This is a genomic window from Salegentibacter holothuriorum, assembly GCF_900168045.1.
Lineage (GTDB): Bacteria > Bacteroidota > Bacteroidia > Flavobacteriales > Flavobacteriaceae > Salegentibacter > Salegentibacter holothuriorum.
The window spans coordinates 1-26106 of sequence record NZ_FUYY01000005.1; the positions used below are offsets into that span (position 1 = coordinate 1).

Below are 26106 nucleotides of genomic sequence, written 5' to 3' on the forward strand. Positions count from 1 at the left end.
GATCTAAGTTGAAATGAAGTTCCAAATCACTTCCCGCTACAATCCTAATTATCTATGAACAATTATTTAGACCTCACAGGTTTTTAAAACCTGTGAGGTCTTACACTTCCGCCCACTTCCTTATTTACAATTCCTGCATCACCAAATATGTAGTATAACCTAAGTAAAATACCAGTAAAATTAAGGCTTCCCAGCGATCCAGGCGTTTCCGTTTTCCGGTAAACATGGCCAGCAGAAGAAAAATGGTACCACCGGCAAGAATATAAAGATCCTGGTTGAAATTCAGGTTAAAATCAATGGGTTTTATCAGGGAGGCTGTAGAAAGAATTAGGAAGATATTGAAAATATTAGAGCCAATAATATTTCCTACAGCTATATCGGCATTTTTCTTAGTGGCCGCTACAATAGAGGTTGCCAATTCGGGTAGGGAAGTACCTGCAGCCACAACCGTAAGCCCAATGATTTTCTGACTAATCCCCATATTTTCAGCAATATCTATGGCGTTGTTCACTACCAGTTGTCCGCCCAAAACGAGTCCGGCAAGGCCTCCAATTATAAAAAGCGTAGTTTTTAGAGGAGAAAGGAGTTTAATATTATCTTCTTCGGCTACATCATCATTTTTAAGTTGCTTGTAGACATAAAATAGAAAAGCCAGGAAACAAAAGAGTAAAATAAATCCGTCAAAATTGCTTAAAATACCTGTTTCACCAGGAGAAATAATCTGGTCGTTAACCAGCATAAAGAGAATGACCACCGCGATAAGCGAAATAGGGATCTCTTTCCAGGCTGTACTGGATTGTACCGCTAGCGGAGTAATAAGTCCGGTAATTCCAAGAATAATAAACAGGTTGAAGTTATTACTGCCAATCACGTTTCCAAAAACAATATCAGAATATCCATCAGCGGCGGCAAAACTGTTTACTACCAACTCCGGCGCCGAAGTTCCAAAAGCTACAATGGTGAGACCGATAGCAAGATTTGAAATATTGAATTTTTTGGCGAGGGCTGAAGCACCATCAACCATATAATTCGCTCCGAAAATTAAAATAACCAGGCCTAAAACGAGTAATAAAGAAGAAGTGATCATTATTCTTTAGAATTATTTAATAAAACAGGTTTACCTAAACCAAGCTCTTCTAGTTTATCCATTTGAGTTTCGGCATCGCCTACAATTAAAAAATACATTTTTTCAGGGTTGATATATTTCTCGGCAAGTTCTCTAATATCCATAACTGTAAGTTCATTTACTGTTTTTTCGCGTTGCTTTATAAAATTTTCATCCCGGCCAAAAGTGCTTATTTCACTAAGCATATCTAACTTAGAATTTAAAGTCTCAAACTTCCTGGCGTTACTTTTAATCATAAATCCGCGGGTGACTTCCATATCTTCCCCGTCAAAATTTTGAGGGTATTCCTCAATAATTTCTTTAATTAGTTTTACGGCATCGTAAGTGATATTTGTTCTTACCCCGCTGGAAATTAAAAACGTACCTGTGTTTTTCCCTGCTTTAAAGCCTGAACGTATACCGTAAGTATAACCTTTGCCTTCCCGTAATTCCTGGGTAAGCTGTGAGGCAAAACCACCGCCGCCCAAACGGTAATTCATAACTTCGGCTGCATAAAAATCATTATCGGTAGCGGCAAGGGCAGGAGCCCCAATGCTTATCACCGACTGTTTTGCGCCGGGAACATCATAAAAGTAAATCTGTGATTTCTCCGGAAGCTGAGGTTGAGCAATTTCAGGCATTTTAACTGATTTAGGCGGCCAGGCAACTGATAGCCCACGAATTCCTTTTACCGCTTGCTCTTTTTCAATAGCGCCAGCTACGTGAAAAACACTACGCTTTGGAGAAAGATTTTTGGAATAATAATCTTTTACATCTTCTAAAGTAATGGCTTTTACCGAAGCTTCAGTTCCTAAATTATTTTGTCCTAAAATATTGTTTTCGCCATAAATAAGTTTTCTGAATTCATTGCTGGCAATACTGTTAGGATCGGCTTCCTGCCTTTGAATTCTGCTAAGTGCCTGTTGTTTTATAAGTTTAAATTCGGTAGTATCCCAACGAGGTTCCAGTAAGATCTCCTGCACCAGGTCTATTGTTTTAGCATAGTTTTTAGCCAGTGTGCTTCCGCTTAAAACCATTTTTTCATCCTGAGCATTTACTTGAATATCTGCGCCCAATAACTGAATTGCTTCTTCCAGTTCTTTAGGAGTTTTATTTTGAGTGCCTTTTGTCATCAAATTAGCCAAAAGATTAGAAACTCCAATTTTATTAGTATTCTCAAGCAATAGGCCGCCCTGCATTTCCAGGCTGAATTTTACTAAAGGAACTTCATTATTGGTGATTCCGTAGAGTTTAAGTCCGGAAGGAAGTATCTTTTTCCAAATTTCAGGAACATTTAATTCCGGTGTGCTACCATACGATGGTTCTACACTACGGTCAAAACTGGAAAGAGTTTTTTTATAAGAAGCGTCTGCAGAAGCATTAACTTCTTCTTCCGCATTTTCAACTATTTTTTCTTCTTCAACTTCAGCTTCTTCAGAGTTTTCCAAGGCAAGTTCGGTTTGACCTTGCGGCACAAAACTGGTGGCTACAAAATGCTGATGTTTAATATATTCCAGGTAAACCCGCATAACATCTTCTGCAGTAACAGCCAGAATTTTTTCTACGTCTTTATTGATATAATTCGGGTCGTTAGCAAAAATTTGATATTGTGCCAGTTGAAAACCTTTTCCTAAGACACTGGAAAGGCTATTATAGAAATTGGTTTCCTGCTGTGCTTTAATACGCTCTAAGTCGCGCTGCGGAATACCTTCGGCTTCAAACTTTTTAAAAGTTTCAAAAACCGCACTTTCAACAGAATCCAAATCAATTTTGTTATAAGCGGTAACCTGAAGCATTAGTTGTCCCGCTAATTCTGACGTATAATTAAACATTTGTACGCGATCTGTAAGCTCTTTTTCTGCAACCAAATTTTGATATAGCGGTGCGTTTTTTCCGTCACTTAAATAGTTTGCTAAAACTTCTAGCGCATAAGAATCTTCGTGATAAGAATAAACACTAGGCCAGGCGAAGGTTAATTCCGGAAGTCTGGCAAAATTATCTTCGTAATACAATTTTTTAGTTTCATCCAGCTCCACCATTTGTTTTTCCTGGCGGCCTACTTCAGGACCACGCGGAATTTCATCAAAATATTTATGCACCCATTCTTTGGCCTGTTGCCTGTCAAAATCCCCGGCGATAGTAAGCGTCACATTGTTAGGAACATACCAGCGGTTATAAAAATCCTTTACATCTTGCAGCGTCGCGTTTTGAAGATCTTCCAATGAGCCAATTACCTGCCAGTTGTAGGGATGATTTTTTGGATATAGATTTTTATCGAGAACATACATCGTATGACCATAAGGGCGATTGTCTACGCCCTGTCTTTTTTCATTTTTTACTACCTGCTTTTCTTTGGCAAGAACGGGTTCGGTAACGGTGTTAATAAAATAACCAAGTTTATCGGCTTCAGCCCAGATCATTTTTTCCAAAGCGTCTTTTGGAACGGTTTGAAAATAATTGGTACGATCACGACTGGTAGAACCATTGGCGCCAGAACCACCAATTCTGGCACTCAGTTTATCAAGTCCGCCTTTCCCTAGGTTTTCAGATTCTAAAAAAAGCAAATGTTCAAAAAGATGTGCGAAACCGGTACGGCCTTCTTTTTCCCGGGCAGAACCCACATGAGCCGTTAATGCCACAGCAACTACGGGATCTGATTTATCAATATGAAAAATGACATTTAAACCATTTTCTAATGTAAAAGTTTCAAAATCTATATTGAAATTTGTTGATTCCTGGGATTGAATATTTGAAGAAAGCCCAATGTTGCAAAGCAGTATAAGTATAATTCTGAGTTTCATTAAGATGAAGTTTTAGCTACTCAAAATTAGTATTTATTTCGATTATTTCAGAATAAATCATTGCGTCATTGCGAGGGCTGCGATAGCAGGACGTGGCAATCTATTGCTAAAAAAAAGCCAGAAATACACGAATATTAAGTTTTGTCATTGCGAGACCTGTTTTTACAGGGCGCGGCAATCTTTTGTCGGGAATTACACTACCTGTTTAGCGTTTGTGGTTTGTTGTTTACTCGATAATCGAGATTTAAATGCTCCTAGGCTTGTCTCGAATCAAAATGTTTTTCTCATAAAATGCTTAATGGGCTTGCCCGGAGGTAGTTCACTTTAAATTTTTAACTTAAAAACCCCAAAATGAGCGTAGAATAAATTAGTAAATTTTTGGTAAGAGAAAGAGTTTCGTTAAGAAAAATTCCTACGAGGTTAAAAGAAACCTCGCAGGATAACTCAAAAAAATTATTCGTGCATTCGTGGCAAATTTCTTTTCTTTTTTTAAAGTCCGAACTTATTATTGTTTACGAAGAAAACTGAATTTGCGAAGAACAATTTCCCGTTCTCCCAGAATGCCCGGAATAATGGATTATCTACCATATAAATAACACTTCCACTTCCCATTCTTTCTTCGCCGAAAACCAGCGAATTTTCAAAATTTTTTATAGCTGAACTTCCTGCAAAACCTGCAACTATTTCCGGTTGTTGAACATAGGAAACATTAAAGCCTTTATCCAGTAGTTTGTAGCTGTCACTGCTTAATTTTAAACTCAAATAAGTGTCACCGTAGCCAAAAGCCATAGGGTGAGTATTATCCAATTTAGTCTTTATGATGCTCCCTGTAATCATATCTTTTGCGGCTTCTCGCTCTCTTTGTGCATACGGAATTAAATTCCCTGTGACCGTAGAATCTTTGGCTTCTGATTTGTTTTCCTTAAGGGCAAAACCGTCTTTTCCTGCAAAAGTTTTTGCAGCGCTACCAATCGCGATAAGTTTCCCGCCATTGCTCACCCAGTCTTTTACCTGTTTTAAAGTATCTTCATCTAGAATATCAGCATAATTACCTTCTGGCATTATCAGGACATCAAATTGAGCCAGGTCAATATTTTTAAAATAATCGGTATTTAAGGCGGTGAGAGGATATTTAAGATCCTGTTCGAAAAAGTACCAGATCTCGCCATAATTTAAAGAAGAAGTGCCTTCGCCTTTTAAAACTGCAACTTTCGGCGGATTCATAAGTTTTACTTCCGGAGATCCAAAATCGGGTCCGCTACCGGCGAAACTGGTGTTTGCTGCTACAAGATCTCGTTGATGTTTATTAGCAATTTCAACTACAGTGTTGTCAAAATCTTTTTTGGTCTTATTATCGCTTTTGGTAATAATTAAACTTCCACGATCAAATTTCTTTCCTTCACTAGTAAAAGGAATTTCTGTAAAGCGCACCTTAATATTTTCCTTTAGCAATTCAGCTAAAAATTGGGCGTCTTGCAAGGCATTCCATTTGGTGACATAACCAGCTCCCGAAGGATTTACCGTATTTGTAATTTCAGCATTTGTAGAATTTGCTTCTGAAGAAACTTCGCGTGTGCTCGCTACTGCTTCCAAACCGTAAGCATAAGGCAAACTCCAGGCAGTAATATCATAGGTTAGAGAATCGGTTAGGGTAGTGGAAGGCTCAAAAAGTACGTTTACCATCTTACCTTTTGGCTGGTTTGTATTGATTACCAGAGTATTTTCGTCAGCATTCAAAATTCCTCCTTTGCCTTCGGAATAATTAAAGCCTTTTACTTTTCCTGCTGCGGCAGTTTGATATTTGATTTCGTGTTTATCCAGCAATTCTTTTAATGAAGCAATTTTATCAGCATTTCCTTTTACCGTATAAGATTTATATTCCAGATCTGTATTATCAAAATACTTTTTGAATTCAGAATTTAAAGCGTCAATATTTTTAGTAGCAACTTCAATAGTTGAAAGTCCGGAAGTGTGATGGTGTTCTACCCGGTCTTTTAAAGTGAGTTCGTAAGCTTCATCGGTATTAATACCCAATCCGGCACGGCCGTGGCCAGCCTGTTCATAGGTCATTCCAATGGCACCCATATATGTAGGATAAGTGTCTCCGTAACTTGGGTACAGTAAATCAAATCGCTCTTTGGTAAAAAATAACCAGCCTTCTTTATCAAAATATTGGGCGTGGTTCTTTCCTATTTCGGTTTGAAAATCCTTTTGGAAAGGCGTGATAATTTCATGAAAAGGTTCTGCCGCAGGTGCAAAATAATAAGGGTCGTTAATGCCCTGTTCGTGAAAATCTACATGAATATGAGGCATCCACTGGTTATAAATTTTAAGTCGTTGTTGGGTTTCCACCTGCGTGGCCCAGGCCCAATCCCGGTTAAGGTCGAATAAATAGTGATTTGGTCTTCCTCCCGGCCAGGGTTCATGATGTTCGGCTGCTGCCTGCAAAGGGCTGTAAGGTTCAGCTTTTACCTGGTTGTACCAGTTAACATACCTGTCACGGCCATCGGGATTCACACTGGGGTCTATAATTACCACTGTATTTTGTAGCCATTCCTGTTTTTTGGTGATCAATTCGTATAGGGTTTTTATGGCAGCTTCTGTGCTGGAAGCTTCATTGCCGTGCACATTATAGCTTAACCAAACAATAGCTTTATCGGCTTTGGCTTCAGTTTCTGCAATACCGGTGTTGCCAAGATGATTATTTCTAATCTCTTCCAGATTTCGCAAATTTTCTTCCGAAGAAATTATCGTATAGGTAAGCGGGCGGCGTTCATTGGTTTTTCCGTAGGTATGGTATTGCACCAAAGGAGAATTTTTGGCTACATGTTCAAAATAATTCACCACATCGGCGTGACGGGAGAATTGTTCGCCAATTTCATAACCCAGGAATTCCTCCGGACTTTGTAATTGTGCATTGGTTTGTAAACCTAAAAAAAGGAAGACTACAAAAAGTAAAGTTGATTTCATTGATTGATTTTAAATGTTGAATGCGTTTGTAAACTACCTCGGGTTTCTCGATAAGCGATTAAATCTTGTTCTCGTCAAGCTGAACTTGTTTCAGCTTCTAGCATGTTTCATATTAATTAGATCTTAGATCCTGAAATAAATTCAGGATGACGGCTTTAAGCAAAATCAAAAATACCTACCACAAATAATCGAGTAAAAACAGTATCTAAGGCCAAATTAACTAAAAATTAGCGAATAAAATTCTTAACTTCGGTATCTTTGCCCTCCAAAAAAGTGCTAATGCCAACCGAATGTATTCCGTATAAAGAAACTAATTATTTTACCGGGCTTATTTTAGATTACCTTGAAGAAAAAGAGGAGCTAAAAACTTTCTATAACCGCTTTCCCGGTCTGGAAAATTTTAAAGAGCAAATAGAAGAAAAGTCTTCTTTTTCTAAAGAAAACAGGAAGATTCTTGTAAAAGCTCTAAAGCAACAATACGCTGGGCTGGAAACTTCTGAAGCGACATTGCAGCATATTGAATCTTTGGAAGAAGAGAAAACTTTTACTGTTGTAACAGGACATCAATTAAACCTGTTTACCGGTCCGCTTTATTTTTTATATAAAATAGTTTCCACAATTAATCTTACCCGAAAATTAAAAGAGAAGTATCCCGAAAATAATTTTGTGCCGGTATATTGGATGGCAACTGAAGATCACGATTTTGAAGAGATTAATTTTTTTAATTTAAACGGTAAAAAATTTCAGTGGGCAAGTGCGCCTAAAGATGCCGAAAATGATGCGGTAGGTAATTTATCTACCGACGGCCTGGAAGAGGTTTTTAAACTTTTTTCAGCTGAAATAGGAGGAGGAAGGGATGCCAATTATTTAAAAGAACTATTTGAGAAATCTTACCTGCAGCATGATAATCTTGCTGAAGCCACTTTGTATCTGGCCAACCAACTTTTTAAGGAAGAAGGTCTTGTGATATTGGATGCACAGCAAAAAGATTTGAAAAAGCTTTTTATCCCTTACGCTAAAAATGAACTTTTAGAACAAATTTCGCATAAAACTACCTCGGAAACTGCTGAAAAGTTGAACGAGCTTGGGTATAATGTTCAAGTGAACCCGAGAGAAATCAATTTGTTTTATTTGAACAATGGTTTACGGGAAAGAATTATAGAACGCGATGACGAATATTTTGTGCACGAAACCGAAATTCAATTCAGCAAGGATGAAATTCTGGAGGAATTAAAAGAATTTCCGGAAAGGTTTAGTCCTAATGTGATGCTGCGTCCTTTGTACCAGGAAGTTATTTTACCTAACCTCTGTTATATTGGTGGAGGTGGCGAACTCGCGTACTGGTTGGAGCTAAAAGATTATTTTAAGGCTGAAAATGTTGTTTTTCCGGTGTTATTACTTCGGAATTCGGCTTTAATCCAATCAGAAAAACTGGATGAAAAGCGAAGGAAATTAAATATTTCAAACAAAGAATTATTTCTAAAGCAGCATGAACTTATCAATAGGAAAGTGCGGCAAATCTCAAATATAGATATTGATTTTTCTGAACAGAAAGAACATTTGGTAGAGCAATTTCAGCAGATGTATGACCTGGCAGATAAAACCGATAAATCTTTTCTTGGCGCAGTAAAAGCCCAGGAAGTAAAACAATTAAAAGGCCTTGATAATCTTGAAAAACGTCTTTTAAAAGCACAAAAACGAAAACTGGAAGATGAGGTAAGTAGAATTGCAGAGCTTCAAAATGAACTCTTTCCGAATAAAAGTTTGCAGGAACGCCAAACCAATTTTTCGGAAATTTATGCAGAGTACGGCCCTGAATTGATTTCAGTATTATTAAAAGAATTAGACCCGCTACAAGCGGAATTTAAAATTTTGACTTTTGGAAAAAAATAAAATGCATACTATAGATATGGACCTGGTAGAAATGACGCTAGACGTTATGAAGTATACCATAGACCGTATCTCAAATCTTAGCCCCGAAATGGGCGCGCCTAAGAGTGAAACGGAATTATTTAATATAGTTGGGGAAACCGTAACTGCCGAAGGAATTGGAGGTGAGAATGCCTTACAACTTTTTCGTGATGTTTTGGTAAAAGCCACAGTGCCTATAGATCATCCCAGGCATTTGGCTTTTGTGCCGGCTGCACCAACCCGGGCAGCCATTATGTTTGATTTGGTTACTTCGGCTTCCAGTATTCACGGTGCGTACTGGATGGAAGGTGCCGGCGGCATTTTTTGTGAAAACCAGGCAATGAAATGGCTGGTTTCGCTTACCGGTTTACCTGAAGGTGCTTTTGGTGTTTTTACCAGCGGAGGTACAGCGGCAAATCTTTCGGCTATGGTTGCAGCCCGAGAAGCCTGGCGTTCAAGAGATAGCCAAAATGTAGGTAAAAAAGCTTTAATGTTAACTTCCCATGGGGCGCATAGTTCTATACAGGCCATGGCAAAAGTTATTGATGCCGACGTGGTGATGATAGATTGTGAAGAAGAAAATCTTACCGGCCGCGAACTACAGAATGGTATTAATGAATTGGAAGAAAAAGACCGAAATCGTCTTTTTGCAGTAGTCGCTACAGGTGGAACCACAAATGCAGGTATTATAGATCAATTAGATACGATTGCCGATGTTTGTGAAAAGGAGAATGTTTGGTTTCATGTAGACTGTGCATACGGTGGCGGTGCTTTGGCCGCTCCTTCGGTTAGGCATTTATTTAATGGAGTTGAGCGTGCAGATAGTATTACTATAGATCCGCATAAATGGTTGTTTTCTCCTTACGATTGTGGAGCTGTGATATATAAAGACCTGGAACTTGCGAAAAATGCGCATTCTCAAAAAGGTGCTTACCTGGAAATTTTTAAAGATGAAGGGGCCCAGGGATTTAACCCAGCCGATTATCAAATTCAGTTAACAAGAAGAGTAAGAGGAATGCCACTTTGGTTTTCTTTAGCTATGCACGGTACTAAAAAATACAGGCAGGCTATTGAAACCGGAATTTCTCTGGCTCAAATCGCTGAAAAGAAGATACAAAAACGTGAAAACCTTGAACTGGTAAGACCCGCTAGTTTATCGGTGGTTTTATTCCGAAGAAAAGGATGGAGTCCAGAAGAATACAAAGACTGGACGTATAAAAATCATAGAGAAGGCCTGGCTTTGGTGACGCCAACTACCTGGAAAAAAGAAACTGTAGTTCGTTTTTGTTTTATTAATCCTGATACTACAGAGGAAGATATTGATATGATTTTAGATACTATGGAATAGTTAGAATCACTATCTACGTCAAGCTGAACTCCTTTGAGCTTCTAACAAGTTATTGATTTCGATATTGTTAGATCTCCGAATAAATTTCGGAGCAGGCTCTGAAATAAATTCAGGATGACGATAAAAGATAATATTTGGATTAAGAAAGTATAGACCTCACAGGTTTTAAAACCTGTGAGGTCTGGATATTTAATCAATCTCATAATTTAACCGCATTGTAATAGATGCGGTTTTTTTCTTATCGGCTGTATTATAAGCACCACTCCAGGAATAATCTTCCCCGCTGTTTTGCCCGGTGATCTGGAAAACACCCATATTGGCATCTTTTAATTCGCCTAAACTTCCGCCGCTATTTGTAGCAATTTTTTCGGCTCTTAGACGGGCATCTTCAGTAGCCTTAGAGATCATTTCAATTTTTAGATCGGCTAGTTTGGTATAATAATATCTTGGCGGTGTAGAGTTAAACTGTACCCCTTTATTAAGAAGTTCTGTAATTTCCCGAGAAACTTCTTCTACAAGCTCCACATCTACAGATTCAATTTTTACCGGTTGAGTAAGTTGATATCCCTGGAAAATACTACCTACATAATTTCCATTTTGATATTGATTTTCCCGCTGCTCTGATGTTTGCACTGAATTAAAGACAATATTTTCTTCTTTAATTCCTTTGTCAATAAGATAGGTTCTTACGGTTTCTTTATCAGAGTTCAGGTTGTTATATGCTTTTTCCAGATTTGGGCTCATTCGGCTAAAACGGCCTTCCCATACAATAAGGTCTGAGGTGAAGTTTTCACTACCAGAACCGGTTACCGAGATTACTCCGTCTGGATTAGCCCTGCTTACATAAGCTTCGCCTAAAAACCAGGCAGCAATTACTATGGCAAAAGAAAAAATTATAGCGCTTAGATATTTCATATTACATTTTATTCAGAATAAAGATAGAAAATAAACGTGTAGGTTATTTTATTTTTGGCTCAAATTATTACTTTTGCCTATGCAAAAAAACGTACTCATTTTAGACTTCGGCTCGCAGTACACGCAACTGATTGCAAGGCGTGTGAGAGAACTCAATATTTACTGCGAAATTGTTCCATTCAACAAAATTCCAGACGATATTTCAAGCTTTAAAGCGGTAATCCTTTCAGGGAGTCCGTTTTCGGTTAGGGCAGAAGACGCTCCGCATCCCGATTTATCTAAAATTCGCGGAAAGTTGCCAATATTGGCAGTTTGTTATGGTGCGCAGTATTTTGCGCATTTTCATGGCGGGAAAGTAGAAGCTTCTGAAACCCGTGAGTATGGAAGGGCAAATCTTTCGGTAATTAAAGATGCTGAACCACTTTTTGAGGGCATTATGGAAAACTCCCAGGTTTGGATGAGCCATAGTGATACCATTAAAGAATTACCTACCAATAGTGTAAGGATTGCCAGTACTACAGATGTTTTAAATGCAGCTTACCGTATTGAAGGTGAACAAACTTTTGCCATCCAGTTTCACCCAGAAGTTTATCATTCTACCGATGGGAAACAATTATTGGAAAACTTCCTGGTTAAAATTGCTGATGTAGCACAAACCTGGACTCCTGGTAAATTTGTAGATCTTACGGTTGCAGAACTAAAGGAAAAAATTGGAGACGATAAAGTAGTTTTAGGCTTAAGCGGTGGTGTAGATTCTAGTGTAGCCGCAGTTTTATTGCATAAAGCCATAGGCAAGAACCTATATTGTATTTTTGTAAATAATGGTTTGCTTCGTAAAGGGGAATTTGAAAGCGTTCTAGATCAATATAAAGATATGGGCTTAAACGTAAAGGGTGTGGATGCTTCGGCACGATTTCTGGATGCCCTGGCAGGAATAAGCGATCCTGAAGAAAAACGAAAAGCAATTGGAAATGCTTTTATTGAAGTTTTTGATGATGAAGCACACCAAATTACCGATGTGACTTATTTAGCTCAGGGTACTATATATCCCGATGTTATTGAGTCTGTTTCTGTTAACGGTGGACCTTCAGCAACTATAAAATCACACCATAATGTGGGTGGTTTACCAGATTTTATGAAATTAAAGATCGTAGAGCCTTTAAAAATGCTCTTTAAAGATGAAGTTCGAAGAGTTGGTGCCGAAATGGGTATTGATGATGAATTATTAGGAAGACATCCGTTTCCCGGTCCCGGACTTGCTATTAGAATACTGGGCGATATTACCGCCGAAAAAGTTCGTATTTTACAGGAAGTAGATCATATTTTTATCCAGGGATTAAGAGATTGGATGTTATATGATAAAGTATGGCAGGCCGGCGCTATTCTGCTACCGGTAAGCTCTGTAGGAGTAATGGGAGATGAGCGAACTTATGAGAAAGTAGTAGCCTTAAGAGCAGTTGAATCTACCGATGGAATGACGGCAGATTGGGTGAATTTACCTTATGAATTTTTGCAAAAAACTTCTAATACTATAATAAATCGGGTTAAAGGCGTTAATAGAGTAGTATATGATATAAGCTCAAAACCACCGGCTACCATAGAATGGGAATAATTTTTGAACACAAATTCAAGAATCTCGAGGCAAGCCACCAGGGGTAAAATTGGGCAACTAATTTTTAATTTCGAGGCAGGCCTCGGGTAATTAAACCCATATAGAGGCATTAAACCAAATAACATGAAATACCTTTTAATAGTTTGTTTTTTATTTCAGCTTTCCAGTTTTTCGGCATCAGCCCAGGAGTTTAAATACCATACTGTAGAAGCAGGAGAAACCGTTTACAGCATCGCGAAAGCTTACAATATTTCAGAAGAAGCGATCTATAAATACAATCCCGATGCTAAGGGCAATTTAGAGGTATCTTCAAAATTGGTAATTCCATTAAGTAGCGAGCAAAAACAAACTTCGGCTGAAACTGAGGATGTTCAGTTTATAACGCATACGGTAAAACGAAAAGAAACTTTATATAGCCTTTCGAAGGAATATGATGTTGAAATAGATGAAATTAAAAGGTTTAATAAACATCTTTATGCTGAAGAATTACAGCGGGGAGAAGAAATTTTAATTCCGCAGCGAAAAAAAGCACCCGGTAATACAGAATTAGCTTCTTCTAGAGAGCTTGACATTCCCAGGGACTCTAATCAAGAAATTTCTGAAACTCGTGAGCATGTAGTTTTACCAAAAGAAACAAAATATGGTATAGCCCGTAAATATGGAATTACGGTAAAAGAGCTGGAAGAGTTAAATCCAAAGGTAGATGTGTTGAAACCGGGGGTAATGATTCGTGTAGGTACCGATGTACTGGATGAGCCGGTAATTTTAACCGATGAGGTATTTGAATTTTATGAAGTAAAACCTAAAGAAACCTTATTTGGCCTTTCCAGAAAATTTGATGTTTCCCAGGATTCATTAATTTCTTTAAACCCTGCTTTGGAAGACGGACTTAAAATAGGAATGGTCTTAAAAGTTCCAAATACAGAGGGAAGTGGTGGAAACTTTCCTGGAGACGCTGAAGACATGGCCGGGGATTCTGAAAACGAAAATCCTAATAAGAAGTTAGATCTTTCAGGTAAATTAAGCAATTTCAATACGAAAGAACTTGTTGTTTTATTACCTTATAATCTTAACCAGATAGATGAGGATTCTATTTCAAGTTATAAAGACGCGATTTTAGATGATCGGGTATTGCGAATTTCACTAGACTTCTATAGCGGTGTGCGTATGGCGGTAGAAAAGGCTAAAAGCTTTGGAATTTCTACCCAATTAAAGACTTACGATACCCGAAGAAATGTTCAGGAAGTTATTAATATTATAAATACCAGGGATTTTAGAAATGTAGATGCGGTAATAGGTCCTTTATTACAAAACACTACCGAAGCAGCGGCTTCAAAATTAACCCAGTATAATGTTCCGGTGATAAGTCCTTTATCTAATAGGGAGATGAGATCTTATCAAAACCTTTTTCAATCACGTCCTACCGATGATATCTTGAAAAACGCTATGTTTGATTACCTGGAGAATAATGCAGTAGATAAAAATGTTATAATTATTGCAGACGCTGCCAGTAATGTGATAAAAAACGAACTCACTCAAATTTTACCAAATTCCAGGGTAATTCTTCCTTCTGAAGCTTATTTAAGTGCAGAAAAAATTGAGGGAATACTTTCTGAAACCCAGGAAAACTGGGTGATTTTGGAGTCTTCGAATATTGGTTTAATAAGCAGTACCACTTCAGCATTAAATCGTTTGGCCAGGGAGCATCAAATTAAATTATTTACTACTAATAAAAATGCTGGCTTTGAGGACGATGTTGTAGATAATCAGCATTTAGGTCGACTTAATTTTCATTATCCCTCTGTGGATAAAAGTTATGAAGACATGGTGCCTGAAGAGTTTATTGAGGCCTATAAAGAAAAATTTGATATGATTCCTAACCAATATGTGGTAAGAGGCTACGATCTTACCTTAGATGTATTGTTTAGACTTGCTTCGGCTGAAGATCTTTATGATTCATTTGAGAAGTATACCGGTTTTACCGAATATCACGAGAATAAGTTTCATTATACTCCTAAACAAAATGGAGGGTTTTATAATGATGCTGTATATATTATGAGTTTAGATGAAGAACTTAATTTAAATGTCGCTAATGACCAGTAAAGTTATTTATACCGGAAGTTTAAGAACCGAAGCCGAACACCTTAAAAGTGACGCAAAGATAATTACTGATGCCCCTACCGATAATCATGGAAAGGGAGAAGCATTTTCGCCAACAGATTCTGTAGTGACCGGTTTGGCGAGCTGTATGCTTACCGTTATGGGAATTAAGGCTGAAGAAATTGAGGTGAACTTAAAAGGAACCACCGCCGAAGTCACTAAAACCATGGCGGCCAACCCCAGACGAATTTCTAAGGTTGAAATTATGATTAATTTCCCTGAAACTTATTCTGAAAAATCGCGTAAAATACTGGAAAATACAGCAAGAACCTGTCCTGTATTGGAAAGTCTTCATCCAGATATGGAAAAGCTTATCAGCTTTAAATATTCATGAAATGCTGGGGTTTCTTAGTGATTTTTGTTTTAAGTCTTCCACTGCTAGCGCAAGAAGCTGATAAAATTAGCTGGGATAAAACAAGGCCTTTAACATGGGAAGATTTTAAGGCAAGTCCTAAAAAACAACTTGCGTATAAAGCGAATACTAATTCCGGGCTATCCTTTTCCTGGAGTTCTACTGAAAGCAGCAGCGGGATAAAACTTACTTTTGAAGTTGAAAGTAACTTTTACCCAAATCAATCCTGGGTCAAGGAGATTCAGGAAGTAGATTATTTACTTGCTCACGAGCAATTGCATTTTGATATTACCGAGTTGCACGCTCGGAAACTTAGAATGGCTTTAAAGAATTATGAGCCCGGCCGGAATATGAAAAAGGAATTAAATGATATCTATTCCAAAATCGAACAGCAGCGTCGTGAAATGCAAAATCAATTTGATAAAGAAACCAACCACAGTATTAATAAAGAAGCTGAATATAAATGGCGGCAGTTTATTGAAAAGGAATTGCAGCAACTAATTGAATATTCCAGCTAAAGCGTGGAAACTTCTTTCTTAGCGGTTTCAAATTCTTCTATTATTTCTTGTACAATATCAGCAGCAGGTTTTATCTCGTGGATTAATCCTGAAATCTGGCCAATTTCAAGCTCACCTTCTTCTAAATCGCCTTCAAACATTCCTTTTTTAGCCCTGGCGCGACCAAGTAATTCAATAAGCTGCTCCTTTGATGGATTTTCAGTATATAATTTCTGAACATCTTCGAAGAATTTATTTTTTAGAAGTCTTACGGGAGCGAGTTCTTTAAGAGTGAGCTTGGTATCACCCTCTTGCGCATTCACTACCATTTCTTTGAAATTCTGATGTGAAGAAGCTTCAGGGCTGGCAACAAAACGGCTACCAATTTGTACGGCATCTGCGCCTAGAACCATAGCAGCAAGCATTCCGCGACCCGTGGCGATTCCGCCTGCGGCAATTAATGGAATATTAATTTTTTCTTTAACCATTGGGATCAAGGTAAAGGTAGTAGTTTCATCTCTACCATTGTGCCCACCGGCTTCAAAACCTTCAGCAACCACGGCATCTACGCCTGCTTCCTGAGATTTTAAAGCAAATTTTACTCCACTTACTACATGCACTACTTTAATACCGTGATCCTGTAAATGTTTAGTCCAGGTTTTTGGATTTCCGGCAGAAGTAAAAACGATCTCGACTTTTTCTTCAATAATGATCTCCATAATCTTATCGATATCAGGATAGAGTAGAGGCACGTTTACCGCAAATGGCTTATCCGTGGCTTTTTTACATTTTTCAATATGTACCTTAAGGATTTCAGGATACATAGAACCCGCGCCAATAATTCCGAGTCCGCCGGCATTACTAACGGCACTGGCAAGTTTCCAGCCGCTGGCCCAAACCATTCCGGCTTGAATTAAAGGGTATTGAATATTAAAAAGCTGTGTGATTTTATTTGTGGGCATTGGCTTAAATTTTCTCCGAATTTAAGAAATAACCCCCGAACCTAATAATTCTTCGTCCTCATACCAGGCTACAAATTGGCCCTCGGTAATTGAAGCTTGAGGTTCCTCAAAAATCACATACATTCCGGTTTCGGTTTGATGCAATGTTGCATCTTGTAAGGGTTGGCGATAGCGAATCCTGGCCTTTACTTTTAAAGTTTGACCAATATTGATTGCGAGGTCTTTTCTAACCCAATGCACTTCGTCTTTATTGATAAAAAGCCCTTTTCTATAAATCCCCGGATGATTTTTTCCCTGCCCGGTATAAATTACATTATCTACCACGTCGGTGTCAATTACAAACAGCGGCTCTGGCGTGCCGCCAACCGCAAGGCCTTTACGCTGCCCTTTGGTAAAGTAATGAGCGCCCTGGTGTTTTCCTACGACTTTCCCATCTTCAGCAGCATATTCATATTTCTTAGCAAGAAAATCGAGTTCTTCTTTTTTGTTATTGAATTCAGGCGTTTCAGAAGAATACAAGTCTTTTTTAGCTTCAATTTCTATGATCTTACCTTCTTTAGGTTGTAGTTTTTGCTGAAGAAAATCTGGTAATCTTACCTTTCCAATAAAACAAAGTCCTTGTGAATCTTTCTTATCTGCAGTAACCAGGTTTTGTTCTGAAGCGATTTTTCGTACTTCAGATTTTTGTAATTCCCCTATAGGAAAAAGCGTTTTGGAAAGTTGTTCTTGTGTTAGCTGGCACAAAAAGTAAGATTGGTCTTTATTATTGTCCTTCCCCGAAAGCAATTGATAAATAGGTTTCCCATCTTTTTCAATCTCTCCCTTTCGGCAATAATGACCTGTAGCTACATAATCGGCGCCGAGGGAAAGTGCGATTTTCATAAAAACATCGAATTTTATCTCTCTATTGCATAGCACATCGGGATTTGGCGTGCGGCCACGTTCATATTCATTGAACATATAATCAACAATACGTTCTTTATATTGTTCGCTAAGATCTACTGTTTGAAAAGGTATCCCAAGCTTGTCGGCTACCATCATGGCATCATTACTGTCATCCAGCCAAGGGCATTCATCAGAAATAGTTACTGAATCGTCGTGCCAGTTCTTCATAAAGAGCCCAATTACCTCGTAACCCTGCTGTTGCAAAAGGTACGCTGAAACACTGGAATCTACTCCGCCCGATAAACCTACAACCACTTTCTTTTTCATACATCTAAAATTGAAATTCCTTCCGCATAAAGTCGGAAAAGAATTTGCAAAATTACGAAAATTTGAGAGAAAGCTTCCCGGGAATAAAAGTGGTTAAAAATAAAAAAGCGATCTGAAATTTAAATCTCAGATCGCTTTTTTAGCTTCAATTTATATTGAAAGTCTAATTATTCTTCAAATTCTGGAGCTCTGGTGAAAATAATAGAAACTCCGGGGAAAGCATCTGGGCTAAACACAAAACGTTTAGCGTCTTGCTGGAATTCTACCCTGCCACTTACTTTTCCAATATTTTCAACAGGAATTTCAAATGTGTACTTGTCATTATCGCGACTCCATGTACTTTCAGTAGTGTCTTCCAGCTCACATTCTCCACCAGTTTCAGCATGATATTCAGAGTAAGTTGTTTCGTTTCCTTTAAAAGTTATATTAGATCTTTTATTGCAGTCGCTTAACTCAAAGGTAAAAGATTCACCACCAGGGAGGTTTGCATTAGAGACAAACCATTTTCCGTAAATACGTTCGTCATTATTAATATCATCATCTTCACTACAGGAGGTTAGTAGTGCTATGCTAAAAAGCATTAAAAAAAGTTTCTTCATAATCTGAATTTTAATTTACTGTAAATATATTCATTTTTAAGTACGTCCTCTAAAAAACGGCTATAAGTATAGATTATTGCACGGGTATTATTTCTAAATTATTCTGTTTAAATAAAAGCCATTAAGATTAAACATTTAACTCTTGTTTTATAATAATTAACAAACAATAAACAGTTTTTAGTTAGGTTCTCGTTTAATTTTACTGCATAACAAAAACTTAGAATTATGAAAACTTTTAAATTTACTAAAATTCTCCTGCTGGCCTTCTTAACTTTTGGCCTGTTTTCGTGTAGTGATGATGACGATGCGGGAGATGTGATTACACCATCAAACACGATTGCCGATTTTGTGGCGGGAAATCCTGACTATTCTTCTTTAGGGGCAGCCCTGGAAGTAACCGGATTGGATGCTACTTTGGATGGAACCGCTAACTTTACTGTATTTGCACCTAACAATGCCGCATTCAATTCTTTTTTATCAGCCAATGGCTTTAATAGTCTTAGCGAAGTTCCAGAAGATGTTTTGACTCAAATTTTATTAAACCACGTTCAGGAAGGTGAAATTATGTCTAATGCTTTAACTACCGGCTATATTGAAAGTATGGCTACAGGTATGGCATCAGATGAGCCATTAAGTATGTATATAAATACAGATGACGGAGTAACTATAAACGGAGCTTCTTCTGTAACCACTGCCGATGTTGAAGTAGATAATGGTATTATTCATGCTGTAGATGCTGTAATTGGATTACCAGATGTAACTACTTTTGCTACTGCCGATCCTAATTTTGATATTCTGGTACAGGCTCTTACTGCAGACGCATCTTTTACTTTCGTAGAAACTTTAATGATGAATGAAGATCCTGCACCATTTACTGTTTTTGCCCCAACAAACACCGCTTTTGCTAACGTGCTTGCTGAACTTGAATTAGCCGGATTAGGAGATATCCCTGCCGATCTTTTATCAAGTATTTTAAGCTATCACGTAGTTGTTGGAGCTAATGTTCGCGCTGAAGATTTAACTGATGGAATGTCCGTAACCACTCTTGAAACCGGAAGCTTTACTATCAACCTTGGTGAAAATGTAACTATTACTGATGAGAACGGAAGAACGGCAACTATTGTTGCTACTAATGTACAGGCAAACAATGGGGTTATACACGCTCTTGATACTGTAATTCTTCCTGAAAATGATGCTATTGAAATTGAAACTAATACTATTGCCGATTTTGTTGCAGGAAATGATGATTATTCTTCATTGTTAGCCGCATTAGAAGCTACCAGCTTAACCGGAACTTTTACCGGAACTGATAATTATACTGTATTTGCTCCAAATAATGACGCTTTTGCAGCTTTCTTAACTGACAATGGATTTAATAGTCTGGATGAAGTACCAACCGACCTATTAACTCAGGTTTTGTTAAATCACGTACAAATGGGTGAAATTATGTCTACCGACTTAACTACCGGATACATACCAAGTATGGCAGTTTGGGGAGCTTCTGCGGAACCATTGAGTATGTATATAAATACAGATGACGGAGTAATGATAAATGGTGTAGCTTCGGTTACAGCTGCAGATATTGAAACTGATAATGGTGTTATACACGCCGTAGACGCTGTAATTGGATTACCTGATGTGACCACTTTTGCTATTGCTGACCCTAATTTTGATATTTTGGTACAGGCTCTTACGCGTGAGGAATCTTTTAACTTTGTTGAAACATTAATGATCACTGAAGACCCTGCTCCATTTACTGTATTTGCTCCAATCAACGATGCTTTTGTAGCTTTATTGGATGAGTTAGAATTGGCAGCTCTTGGTGATATCCCTACTGAAACTTTAGAAGCTACCTTACAATATCACGTTGTGACAGGGGCTAATGTTAGATCTGGAGACCTAACCGATGGTATGGAAGTTAGTACATTACAAGGTGAAGACTTTACCGTAAACCTTGGTGATGATGTAATGATTACTGATGGTAGAGGAAGAACGGCTACAGTAATTGCAGTTGATGTTCAGGCTACTAATGGAGTAATACATGCGCTTGATACCGTATTACTTCCGCCTACAGATTAATTTTTGAAATAATTTCAAATCAAAAAGCCCCGAAATAATATTTCGGGGCTTTTGTTTGTAAAAGATTTAGTTTTTTTTATTTTCCAGCTTTATCAACTACCAGTCTTTCATCGCGATTAGTAATTTCCCATGCGGTAAGAAACACTAATCTAGCTCTTTTCATTAGTGCTTCGTATTCAATTTTTTCAGCAGTATCAGTGGCTTTATGGTAGTCTGGGTGTACGCCGTTAAAATAGAAAATTGCGGGAATGTTGTTTTTAGCAAAGTTGTAATGGTCACTTCGGTAGTAAAAACGGTTTGGATCGTTCTCATCGTTATAAGTGTAATCTAAATCCATATTCATAAATTCTGAATTTACATTTTCACTAACTTCGTGGAGATCTGTACTTAACTTATCACTACCAATTAAATAGATATAGTTATCGTTGCCCTTATGTTCGGCATCAATACGGCCAATCATATCCATATTTAGGTTTGCAACAGTATTTTCTAAAGGAAATATAGGGTTTTCAACATAATATTTAGAACCAAGAAGACCTTTTTCTTCAGCGGTTAAATGAATAAAAAGTATAGATCGCTTAGGAGTGTAACCATCTTTCTGAGCTGCTTTAAAAGCTTCTGCAACTTCTAAAAGAGCAACTGGACCAGAACCACCATCGTCTGCCCCATTATAGATGTTTCCTTCATCATCAACCCCTACGTGATCGTAGTGAGAAGTGATTACAAGAATTTCATCTGGCTTTTCACTTCCCTTAATAAAGCCAAGTACATTTTCAGAATCCTTAAGCTTTCCGTTAAAAAATTCGGTTGGAATTTCCTGATAGTAATTAGCGTAACCGTTGGGAGCTGCTATGCCAATTTCCTTGTAGTGGTTTACGATGTATTCAGCTGCTTTTTTTTGTCCGGGTTCGCCGGTGTCCCGTCCTTCAAATTCATCACTGGCAAAAGTGGAAAGATGTTCTTTTAATTCTGAAGCAGTGATGGTTTCAGCATACTCCATCGGATTTGCATTTTCAACATTTTTTTGTGTACCACAAGCTACCATTCCGGCAGTTAGGGTCACTAAAAGCATTTTTTTCATAGTTTAATTTAATTTTTGCTAATTAATACTTCGTAAAATATTTAGAAGTTTTTATTAAAGTCGGAGCAAGATAGCAGTTTCACTTTAAATTTCAGAGAAGTCTGTAAAACTTTCTTTTTCTACTGCTTAAGAGTATTCTCTATAGCTTTTTTGGTAAGAGGAGCCATAACTTGGTATCCCGCCAGGTTTGGATGTACCCCGTCTTCAGAATATTGTTTTGGCAAGCCTTCTTTTTCATCTTTTAGCGGGGTAAAAAGATCGAGATAAGTATGCTTATTTTCTTCAGCATATTTCTTTATCCACGTATTGATTTTTGCAATATTTTTAACGGGCTCAAGTCCCGGACGCCACGGATAATCGTAAACGGGTAGGATAGAGGCAAGGATTACTTTTATATTGTTGGCTTTGGCCAATTGTGCCATTGCCTGAATATTAGTTGTAATCATTTCTACGGAAGAAAATCCGGTGTTACCGGCTATATCGTTGGTTCCGGCAAGAATTACAACCGCCTGGGGTTTGAGTTTTACAACATCTGGCATAAAGCGAATAAGCATTTGTGGGGTGGTTTGACCTCCAATGCCACGTCCGGCATAGTTATTACTCTTAAAGAAATCTGGTTGTGTTTTAATCCAGCCTTCGGTAATTGAGTTCCCTATAAAAACCACATCTGGAAAATCCTGATTTCCGATTATTTTTTCGTTTTGTGCTTTATACTTTTTATGATTTGCCCAATCTTGCTCCATAAGTTCGCGGTATTCCTCTTTTTGTGCATTCAATGCGTTGCTGAAAAGTAGCACTATTGAAATTAAAATGAAATTTTTCATGAATTGTAAGAAATCAACCTATTTGTAAAGACTGTTTAACTGCTAAATTAAGTTCATTTTTTTAGTTCTTCTAATTCTTGTACGCTTATTCTCATAAGATATAGCAGTAAAAAGTAGACTCAGATAAGTGGATAAACAAGTTTGAAGCAGAAAGAAATTTGATTAAAGGATATGGCTCAATCACTAACTAATACCCCAAATCAACTAAAATTGTTTTTGATCCTTTAGCAAGGAAGAATTTAATTTTAAACAATAAATCCGGCTTAAAAAAATATTATAAATCTTAATCCCTGATAATTAGGCAACTCGAAAAAAGCTTTAAAAAAGTTGTAGAAATTTTGTGTGTAATTGTAAAAGCTTGTTATATTTGCATCCGCTAAGCAGAAATGTCTAGCATTTTATTGGAGGAATGGCAGAGTGGTCGATTGCGGCAGTCTTGAAAACTGTTGACTGTAACAGGTCCGGGGGTTCGAATCCCTCTTCCTCCGCAAAAAAAAGCACAAAAAACAACAAAAAGACCAAAACGCTACGGTTTAGAGGCCAGTTTATTTAGCAAAAGCTCAAAAGATCAAAAAGAATAGCAAACTCGAAGCAAAAAAAGTCGGTAACACGTAAAAAAAGAAAACAACTGACACACTCAACAAAAATAAGCCCAAAAAAATAATATAACAGAATGACATGAAGCGGATGAAGACCTACACAAAATCGAACAAGAGAAACCAGGTAAACCAAAAAATCTAAACGAAAGCAAAAAAAGTACCTAAAAATGTATTAGCTAAGAGCGGGAGAAAAAAAATCCCAACCAAAAATCGACATTACCCCCACAATAAGACGAAAACCAGCAGCCACAAACCGAACTAAAAAAAAATTCACTAACGATAAAAATGATAAAGCAGAAAGAAAAAAAAAAAAAACAAAGAAAGCGAAAATGCCTAATACACAAATATCGAAAATAAAAAAAAATATCTAAAGACCACAAAAAAAACATATAGAAAAAAAAACGAAAAACAAGCCTCAGAACTTGGTAAACAAATAAATAGACAAAAACAAGAAGAAAAAAGAGCAGAAAAAGAAGCTGATAAAAAGACTTCAGGAAAACAATAAACGTGCAAAGAAACTTGAACGAAAAAACAAAGCAAACAGAACGACCGAAACATATAAAACGGCAAAAAAGCACGGAAAAGAAAAGAGAAACAAAAAAAAAAAAACGGCGGAAATACCCATAAAAAAGGCAAACCACAAACCGAGGACAGGATTAGAATAAAAGCTAAAAACAGAAAAGAACTGACCAAATAAGACAGCCAATAAAAATAAAACCAAAGCAAAAAAAATGATCCAAACAGCTCCTACCAAGGAATGGAAACCAAAAAACCAACTACAGAAAAGAAAACCAAAATAAAAAGAAGTAGACAGCCAAATACAAAAACAAGAGAAAAGGCAGGCGTTAATACACAAGGAAATAAAAAACCAGAGAAGAAAATAGGTTAAACAAACCAGGAAATTCAAACAGATAACAGAAAAAAGATACCCAGAGCCAAAAAAACGAACAGAAAAACAAGGAAAGAGGCCGGTTGACAGGAAAAGAAGCATCAAAACAAAGCGAACAAACAAAAAAACCAAATACAACGGAAAAAGCCGCCAAGTGGAAGAAACGATATACCAAAAAAAACCCACGCATCCCAAAGTGAGCCAGAAAAAATTACTGCAAACAATAAGCAAAAAAAAAATAAAGCCCCAGAACAAAAAAATTCCAGAGCGCGAAAGCAAGAAAAAAAAACAAACACTAAAAATGCCAAGAAAGAAGGATGAAACGAAGAAGAAGCTCAAAAAGGAAGGCCAAATCGAGAGTATGACGAAGACCCTGAAACACAAAAACAAGAAGAAAACCCAGCAAAAGGCAAAGATCAAAGATAGAAAGGCGCCGAAGGAGATAGAACCGATGAAAACACGATTAGAGGACAAAAATTTGACGAGAAATGATAAAGACCACAATGGAAAACGCAAATAAAGGAGAACGAAACAGGAAAAAAAACTACGTGAAAGGCAAAAATAACCGACACGCAAAAAAACAAACGCGCCCAACAATCAAGAAAACACCTACCCTGGGTAGAAAAAGAAAATATGCACGAGTTTTTAAGAACCCGCGCCAATTCAAATACAAACTGCAACAAAAGACATAAAAAAAAAAAAAGAGCGCACAGGTTAAGTCAGAAGCGCCCACAGAACAAAGACCCGAAACAAAAGAAAAGCCGATCACAGGAAGACATGACGCCAAAATCCATAACCAACTACAAAAAGAACCTAACCACAAACAAGAAGCTCTCATATAAGAAAAAAAAAAATCCAAACTAAACGAAGAATGGAAACAATCCCAGCCGACATATGTACAAGAAGATAACGGAAACCGGACAAAAAGTAAAGCCCAAAAAAAGAACAGAGCACCAAGGGGAAAATACAAAAGAAGAAAATAAGCAGGACAAAGGGAACTAACCAGAGAATAATAAGACAAAGATTGATACAAAAAAATAGAAAAAAAACCAACAGGAAAACATACCCAAAGGACAGCGTCAATGGTCGAATAAATCAGGAAAAAAAAAACAACTGCAAAGAAAACACTAACGAAGAAGAAAAAAAACCATGCAAGACATGAAAAGCCCCAAATCGCACTTAAACGAAAAAAATCCAAAAGAAAGTTCCTAACAAACAACCAACAAAAAACGCCTGAATACTGACCATGAATTCGTAGCAACCCAAAACGAGAAGCCTAGCAAGCAGATAGAGAGGACAAAAAAACCGAAAACTTAAAAGGACTACACAAGCAAAACAAACAAAGAGCCCCCCACAGACGGCCTTAAAAGGACACCAAAGCATAATATGCGAAAGACGAAAAAACCCCGCAAAGCAAAAAAGCACCAAGAGCAAAAAAAGAGAAAGAACAGGCAGGAAAAAAAGAAACGGCAGAAGAAAAACACGTAAGATTGAACAAAGGCGGCAAGAAAAAAAGGCGATTCGAAAAAACCGAAGGAAAAAAAAACAGAGGCTTAACCAGAGAAAACCAGAAAACAACCGGGAAACAAAAACCAGAACACACCACCGCAAAACAAGAACACCAAACTAAGCGAATAAAAGGCAAGCGTACCAAAAAACAAAGACCAATAAAAAATAACGTCGCACCAGAAAAAGCCACCGAAAAAAGACAATATGCAAAAACGTTAATACACCCCAGAAATGATAAAAACGAACATAGCCACAGAAACATAAACAACCATCGAAGGGCCAAGAAAAAAGGCCCTCAGCAAGAACCAACAGGCCCTAGACCAAACTCTATACAAGACCATAGAGACCAACAAAAAAATCAACAAGACCATAACACAAACCCCCGGATGCACCACACCGAAAAGGAACAAAAATCAAAAAACAACCAACAGGTGAGAAACAAAACGAAGGATTAAAACCACTAGGAAAAAAAAACCAAAAAGACCGAAATTGGAGAACAGGGCGAAAAAGACAAAACAGATAACAGAAACCACAAAAAAATCAAAAAAATCACGGAATATAACACCTAAAAAACGGGGAGAGAGGAAGAACAAAAAAGAACCGAAAAAATAGCCCAACGAAGAGGTAAGACCCAAGAACAAAACCACGGGAAAAAAAAGAAAAAAGCACAAAAAAAAGAAG

The 26106-nt window shown here is 37.5% G+C and carries 19 protein-coding genes and 1 tRNA gene; 11 read left to right on the forward strand and 9 right to left on the reverse strand.

Annotation, left to right across the window (positions count from 1 at the left end):
* Positions 1 to 124: 124 nt before the first annotated feature.
* The 3 genes from B5X51_RS11860 to B5X51_RS11870 form a co-directional block, all read right to left on the reverse strand.
* Entirely contained in the window at positions 125 to 1087 is a 963-nt protein-coding gene (locus B5X51_RS11860) for a calcium/sodium antiporter (RefSeq protein WP_079721405.1), read from the reverse strand.
* Positions 1087 to 3906 (reverse strand): M16 family metallopeptidase, encoded by a 2820-nt coding sequence (locus tag B5X51_RS11865; RefSeq protein WP_079721406.1) that lies wholly within the window; start codon positions 3904 to 3906, stop codon positions 1087 to 1089. Before B5X51_RS11865 ends, B5X51_RS11860 begins: the two co-directional genes overlap by 1 nt.
* A 489-nt stretch (positions 3907 to 4395) precedes the next feature.
* The gene (locus B5X51_RS11870) at positions 4396 to 6876 is read right to left on the reverse strand and encodes a M14 family metallopeptidase (protein ID WP_079721407.1); all 2481 of its coding nucleotides are present in this window, start codon (positions 6874 to 6876) and stop codon (positions 4396 to 4398) included.
* Between the two features lie 279 nt (positions 6877 to 7155).
* Between B5X51_RS11870 and bshC the strand changes: the two genes are divergently transcribed.
* A complete protein-coding gene (bshC, locus tag B5X51_RS11875; RefSeq protein ID WP_079721408.1) occupies positions 7156 to 8769 on the forward strand; it encodes a bacillithiol biosynthesis cysteine-adding enzyme BshC in 1614 nt (537 codons plus the stop codon).
* A 1-nt stretch (position 8770) separates the two neighbouring features.
* Positions 8771 to 10135, forward strand: a complete 1365-nt coding sequence (locus B5X51_RS11880; RefSeq protein ID WP_079721557.1) for a pyridoxal phosphate-dependent decarboxylase family protein — start codon at positions 8771 to 8773, stop codon at positions 10133 to 10135.
* Between the two features lie 189 nt (positions 10136 to 10324).
* On the opposite strand, the gene B5X51_RS11885 is transcribed toward B5X51_RS11880, so the two are convergent.
* Positions 10325 to 11050 carry an SIMPL domain-containing protein gene (locus B5X51_RS11885; protein ID WP_079721409.1) on the reverse strand — a complete coding sequence of 242 codons (726 nt, stop codon included), beginning with the start codon at positions 11048 to 11050 and terminating at the stop codon, positions 10325 to 10327.
* 79 nt (positions 11051 to 11129) lie between these two features.
* Here B5X51_RS11885 and guaA point away from each other — a divergent pair, with 79 nt between their 5' ends.
* The 4 genes from guaA (at position 11130) to B5X51_RS11905 (ending at position 15692) form a co-directional block, all read left to right on the forward strand.
* Positions 11130 to 12662 carry a glutamine-hydrolyzing GMP synthase gene (guaA, locus tag B5X51_RS11890; protein WP_079721410.1) on the forward strand — a complete coding sequence of 511 codons (1533 nt, stop codon included), beginning with the start codon at positions 11130 to 11132 and terminating at the stop codon, positions 12660 to 12662.
* A 123-nt stretch (positions 12663 to 12785) separates the two neighbouring features.
* Positions 12786 to 14765: an amino acid ABC transporter substrate-binding protein gene (locus B5X51_RS11895; protein WP_079721411.1), complete on the forward strand. Its 1980-nt coding sequence runs from the start codon at positions 12786 to 12788 to the stop codon at positions 14763 to 14765.
* Positions 14755 to 15156 (forward strand): OsmC family protein, encoded by a 402-nt coding sequence (locus B5X51_RS11900; RefSeq protein WP_079721412.1) that lies wholly within the window; start codon positions 14755 to 14757, stop codon positions 15154 to 15156. The genes B5X51_RS11895 and B5X51_RS11900 overlap by 11 nt, the downstream gene beginning before the upstream one ends.
* Positions 15153 to 15692: a DUF922 domain-containing protein gene (locus B5X51_RS11905; protein ID WP_079721413.1), complete on the forward strand. Its 540-nt coding sequence runs from the start codon at positions 15153 to 15155 to the stop codon at positions 15690 to 15692. Before B5X51_RS11900 ends, B5X51_RS11905 begins: the two co-directional genes overlap by 4 nt.
* Here the strand turns inward: B5X51_RS11905 and B5X51_RS11910 are convergent.
* From B5X51_RS11910 to B5X51_RS11920, 3 genes are all read right to left on the reverse strand, one after another.
* Positions 15689 to 16633, reverse strand: coding sequence for an NAD(P)H-dependent flavin oxidoreductase (locus B5X51_RS11910; RefSeq protein ID WP_079721414.1), 945 nt, complete (start codon positions 16631 to 16633; stop codon positions 15689 to 15691). The genes B5X51_RS11905 and B5X51_RS11910 overlap by 4 nt on opposite strands.
* Positions 16634 to 16654: 21 nt before the next feature.
* The gene (gene mnmA / locus B5X51_RS11915; protein ID WP_079721415.1) at positions 16655 to 17845 is read right to left on the reverse strand and encodes a tRNA 2-thiouridine(34) synthase MnmA; all 1191 of its coding nucleotides are present in this window, start codon (positions 17843 to 17845) and stop codon (positions 16655 to 16657) included.
* Between the two features lie 167 nt (positions 17846 to 18012).
* Positions 18013 to 18444 (reverse strand): lipocalin-like domain-containing protein, encoded by a 432-nt coding sequence (locus tag B5X51_RS11920; RefSeq protein WP_079721416.1) that lies wholly within the window; start codon positions 18442 to 18444, stop codon positions 18013 to 18015.
* A 225-nt stretch (positions 18445 to 18669) separates the two neighbouring features.
* On the opposite strand from B5X51_RS11920, the gene B5X51_RS11925 reads away from it, so the two are divergent.
* Complete coding sequence (locus B5X51_RS11925; RefSeq protein ID WP_079721417.1) at positions 18670 to 20523, forward strand: fasciclin domain-containing protein; 1854 nt, start codon at positions 18670 to 18672, stop codon at positions 20521 to 20523.
* Positions 20524 to 20599: 76 nt separating this feature from the next.
* Here B5X51_RS11925 and B5X51_RS11930 read toward each other — a convergent pair whose 3' ends face one another.
* Positions 20600 to 21604: a M28 family metallopeptidase gene (locus B5X51_RS11930; RefSeq protein ID WP_079721418.1), complete on the reverse strand. Its 1005-nt coding sequence runs from the start codon at positions 21602 to 21604 to the stop codon at positions 20600 to 20602.
* 119 nt (positions 21605 to 21723) lie between these two features.
* A complete protein-coding gene (locus tag B5X51_RS11935; RefSeq protein ID WP_079721419.1) occupies positions 21724 to 22428 on the reverse strand; it encodes an SGNH/GDSL hydrolase family protein in 705 nt (234 codons plus the stop codon).
* A 403-nt stretch (positions 22429 to 22831) separates the two neighbouring features.
* Between B5X51_RS11935 and B5X51_RS11940 the strand changes: the two genes are divergently transcribed.
* The 4 genes from B5X51_RS11940 to B5X51_RS11955 all read left to right on the forward strand — a co-directional run bounded on the left by B5X51_RS11940 (position 22832) and on the right by B5X51_RS11955 (position 25880).
* A tRNA-Ser gene (locus B5X51_RS11940) sits at positions 22832 to 22916 on the forward strand.
* Positions 22917 to 23784: 868 nt separating this feature from the next.
* Positions 23785 to 23916, forward strand: coding sequence for a hypothetical protein (locus B5X51_RS16050; RefSeq protein ID WP_262506832.1), 132 nt, complete (start codon positions 23785 to 23787; stop codon positions 23914 to 23916).
* A gap of 154 nt (positions 23917 to 24070) precedes the next feature.
* Positions 24071 to 24436: a hypothetical protein gene (locus tag B5X51_RS11945; RefSeq protein ID WP_079721420.1), complete on the forward strand. Its 366-nt coding sequence runs from the start codon at positions 24071 to 24073 to the stop codon at positions 24434 to 24436.
* Between the two features lie 970 nt (positions 24437 to 25406).
* Positions 25407 to 25880 carry a hypothetical protein gene (locus B5X51_RS11955; protein WP_079721422.1) on the forward strand — a complete coding sequence of 158 codons (474 nt, stop codon included), beginning with the start codon at positions 25407 to 25409 and terminating at the stop codon, positions 25878 to 25880.
* The last annotated feature ends 226 nt before the right edge of the window (positions 25881 to 26106 follow it).

Coding starts and splice junctions, on each gene's coding strand:
- B5X51_RS11860 (WP_079721405.1), bottom strand. CDS start 1,087: ATGATCACTTCTTCTTTATTACTCGTTTTAGGCCTGGTTATTTTAATT.
- B5X51_RS11865 (WP_079721406.1), bottom strand. CDS start 3,906: ATGAAACTCAGAATTATACTTATACTGCTTTGCAACATTGGGCTTTCT.
- B5X51_RS11870 (WP_079721407.1), bottom strand. CDS start 6,876: ATGAAATCAACTTTACTTTTTGTAGTCTTCCTTTTTTTAGGTTTACAA.
- bshC (WP_079721408.1), top strand. CDS start 7,156: ATGCCAACCGAATGTATTCCGTATAAAGAAACTAATTATTTTACCGGG.
- B5X51_RS11880 (WP_079721557.1), top strand. CDS start 8,771: ATGCATACTATAGATATGGACCTGGTAGAAATGACGCTAGACGTTATG.
- B5X51_RS11885 (WP_079721409.1), bottom strand. CDS start 11,050: ATGAAATATCTAAGCGCTATAATTTTTTCTTTTGCCATAGTAATTGCT.
- guaA (WP_079721410.1), top strand. CDS start 11,130: ATGCAAAAAAACGTACTCATTTTAGACTTCGGCTCGCAGTACACGCAA.
- B5X51_RS11895 (WP_079721411.1), top strand. CDS start 12,786: ATGAAATACCTTTTAATAGTTTGTTTTTTATTTCAGCTTTCCAGTTTT.
- B5X51_RS11900 (WP_079721412.1), top strand. CDS start 14,755: ATGACCAGTAAAGTTATTTATACCGGAAGTTTAAGAACCGAAGCCGAA.
- B5X51_RS11905 (WP_079721413.1), top strand. CDS start 15,153: ATGAAATGCTGGGGTTTCTTAGTGATTTTTGTTTTAAGTCTTCCACTG.
- B5X51_RS11910 (WP_079721414.1), bottom strand. CDS start 16,633: ATGCCCACAAATAAAATCACACAGCTTTTTAATATTCAATACCCTTTA.
- mnmA (WP_079721415.1), bottom strand. CDS start 17,845: ATGAAAAAGAAAGTGGTTGTAGGTTTATCGGGCGGAGTAGATTCCAGT.
- B5X51_RS11920 (WP_079721416.1), bottom strand. CDS start 18,444: ATGAAGAAACTTTTTTTAATGCTTTTTAGCATAGCACTACTAACCTCC.
- B5X51_RS11925 (WP_079721417.1), top strand. CDS start 18,670: ATGAAAACTTTTAAATTTACTAAAATTCTCCTGCTGGCCTTCTTAACT.
- B5X51_RS11930 (WP_079721418.1), bottom strand. CDS start 21,604: ATGAAAAAAATGCTTTTAGTGACCCTAACTGCCGGAATGGTAGCTTGT.
- B5X51_RS11935 (WP_079721419.1), bottom strand. CDS start 22,428: ATGAAAAATTTCATTTTAATTTCAATAGTGCTACTTTTCAGCAACGCA.
- B5X51_RS16050 (WP_262506832.1), top strand. CDS start 23,785: ATGGAAACCAAAAAACCAACTACAGAAAAGAAAACCAAAATAAAAAGA.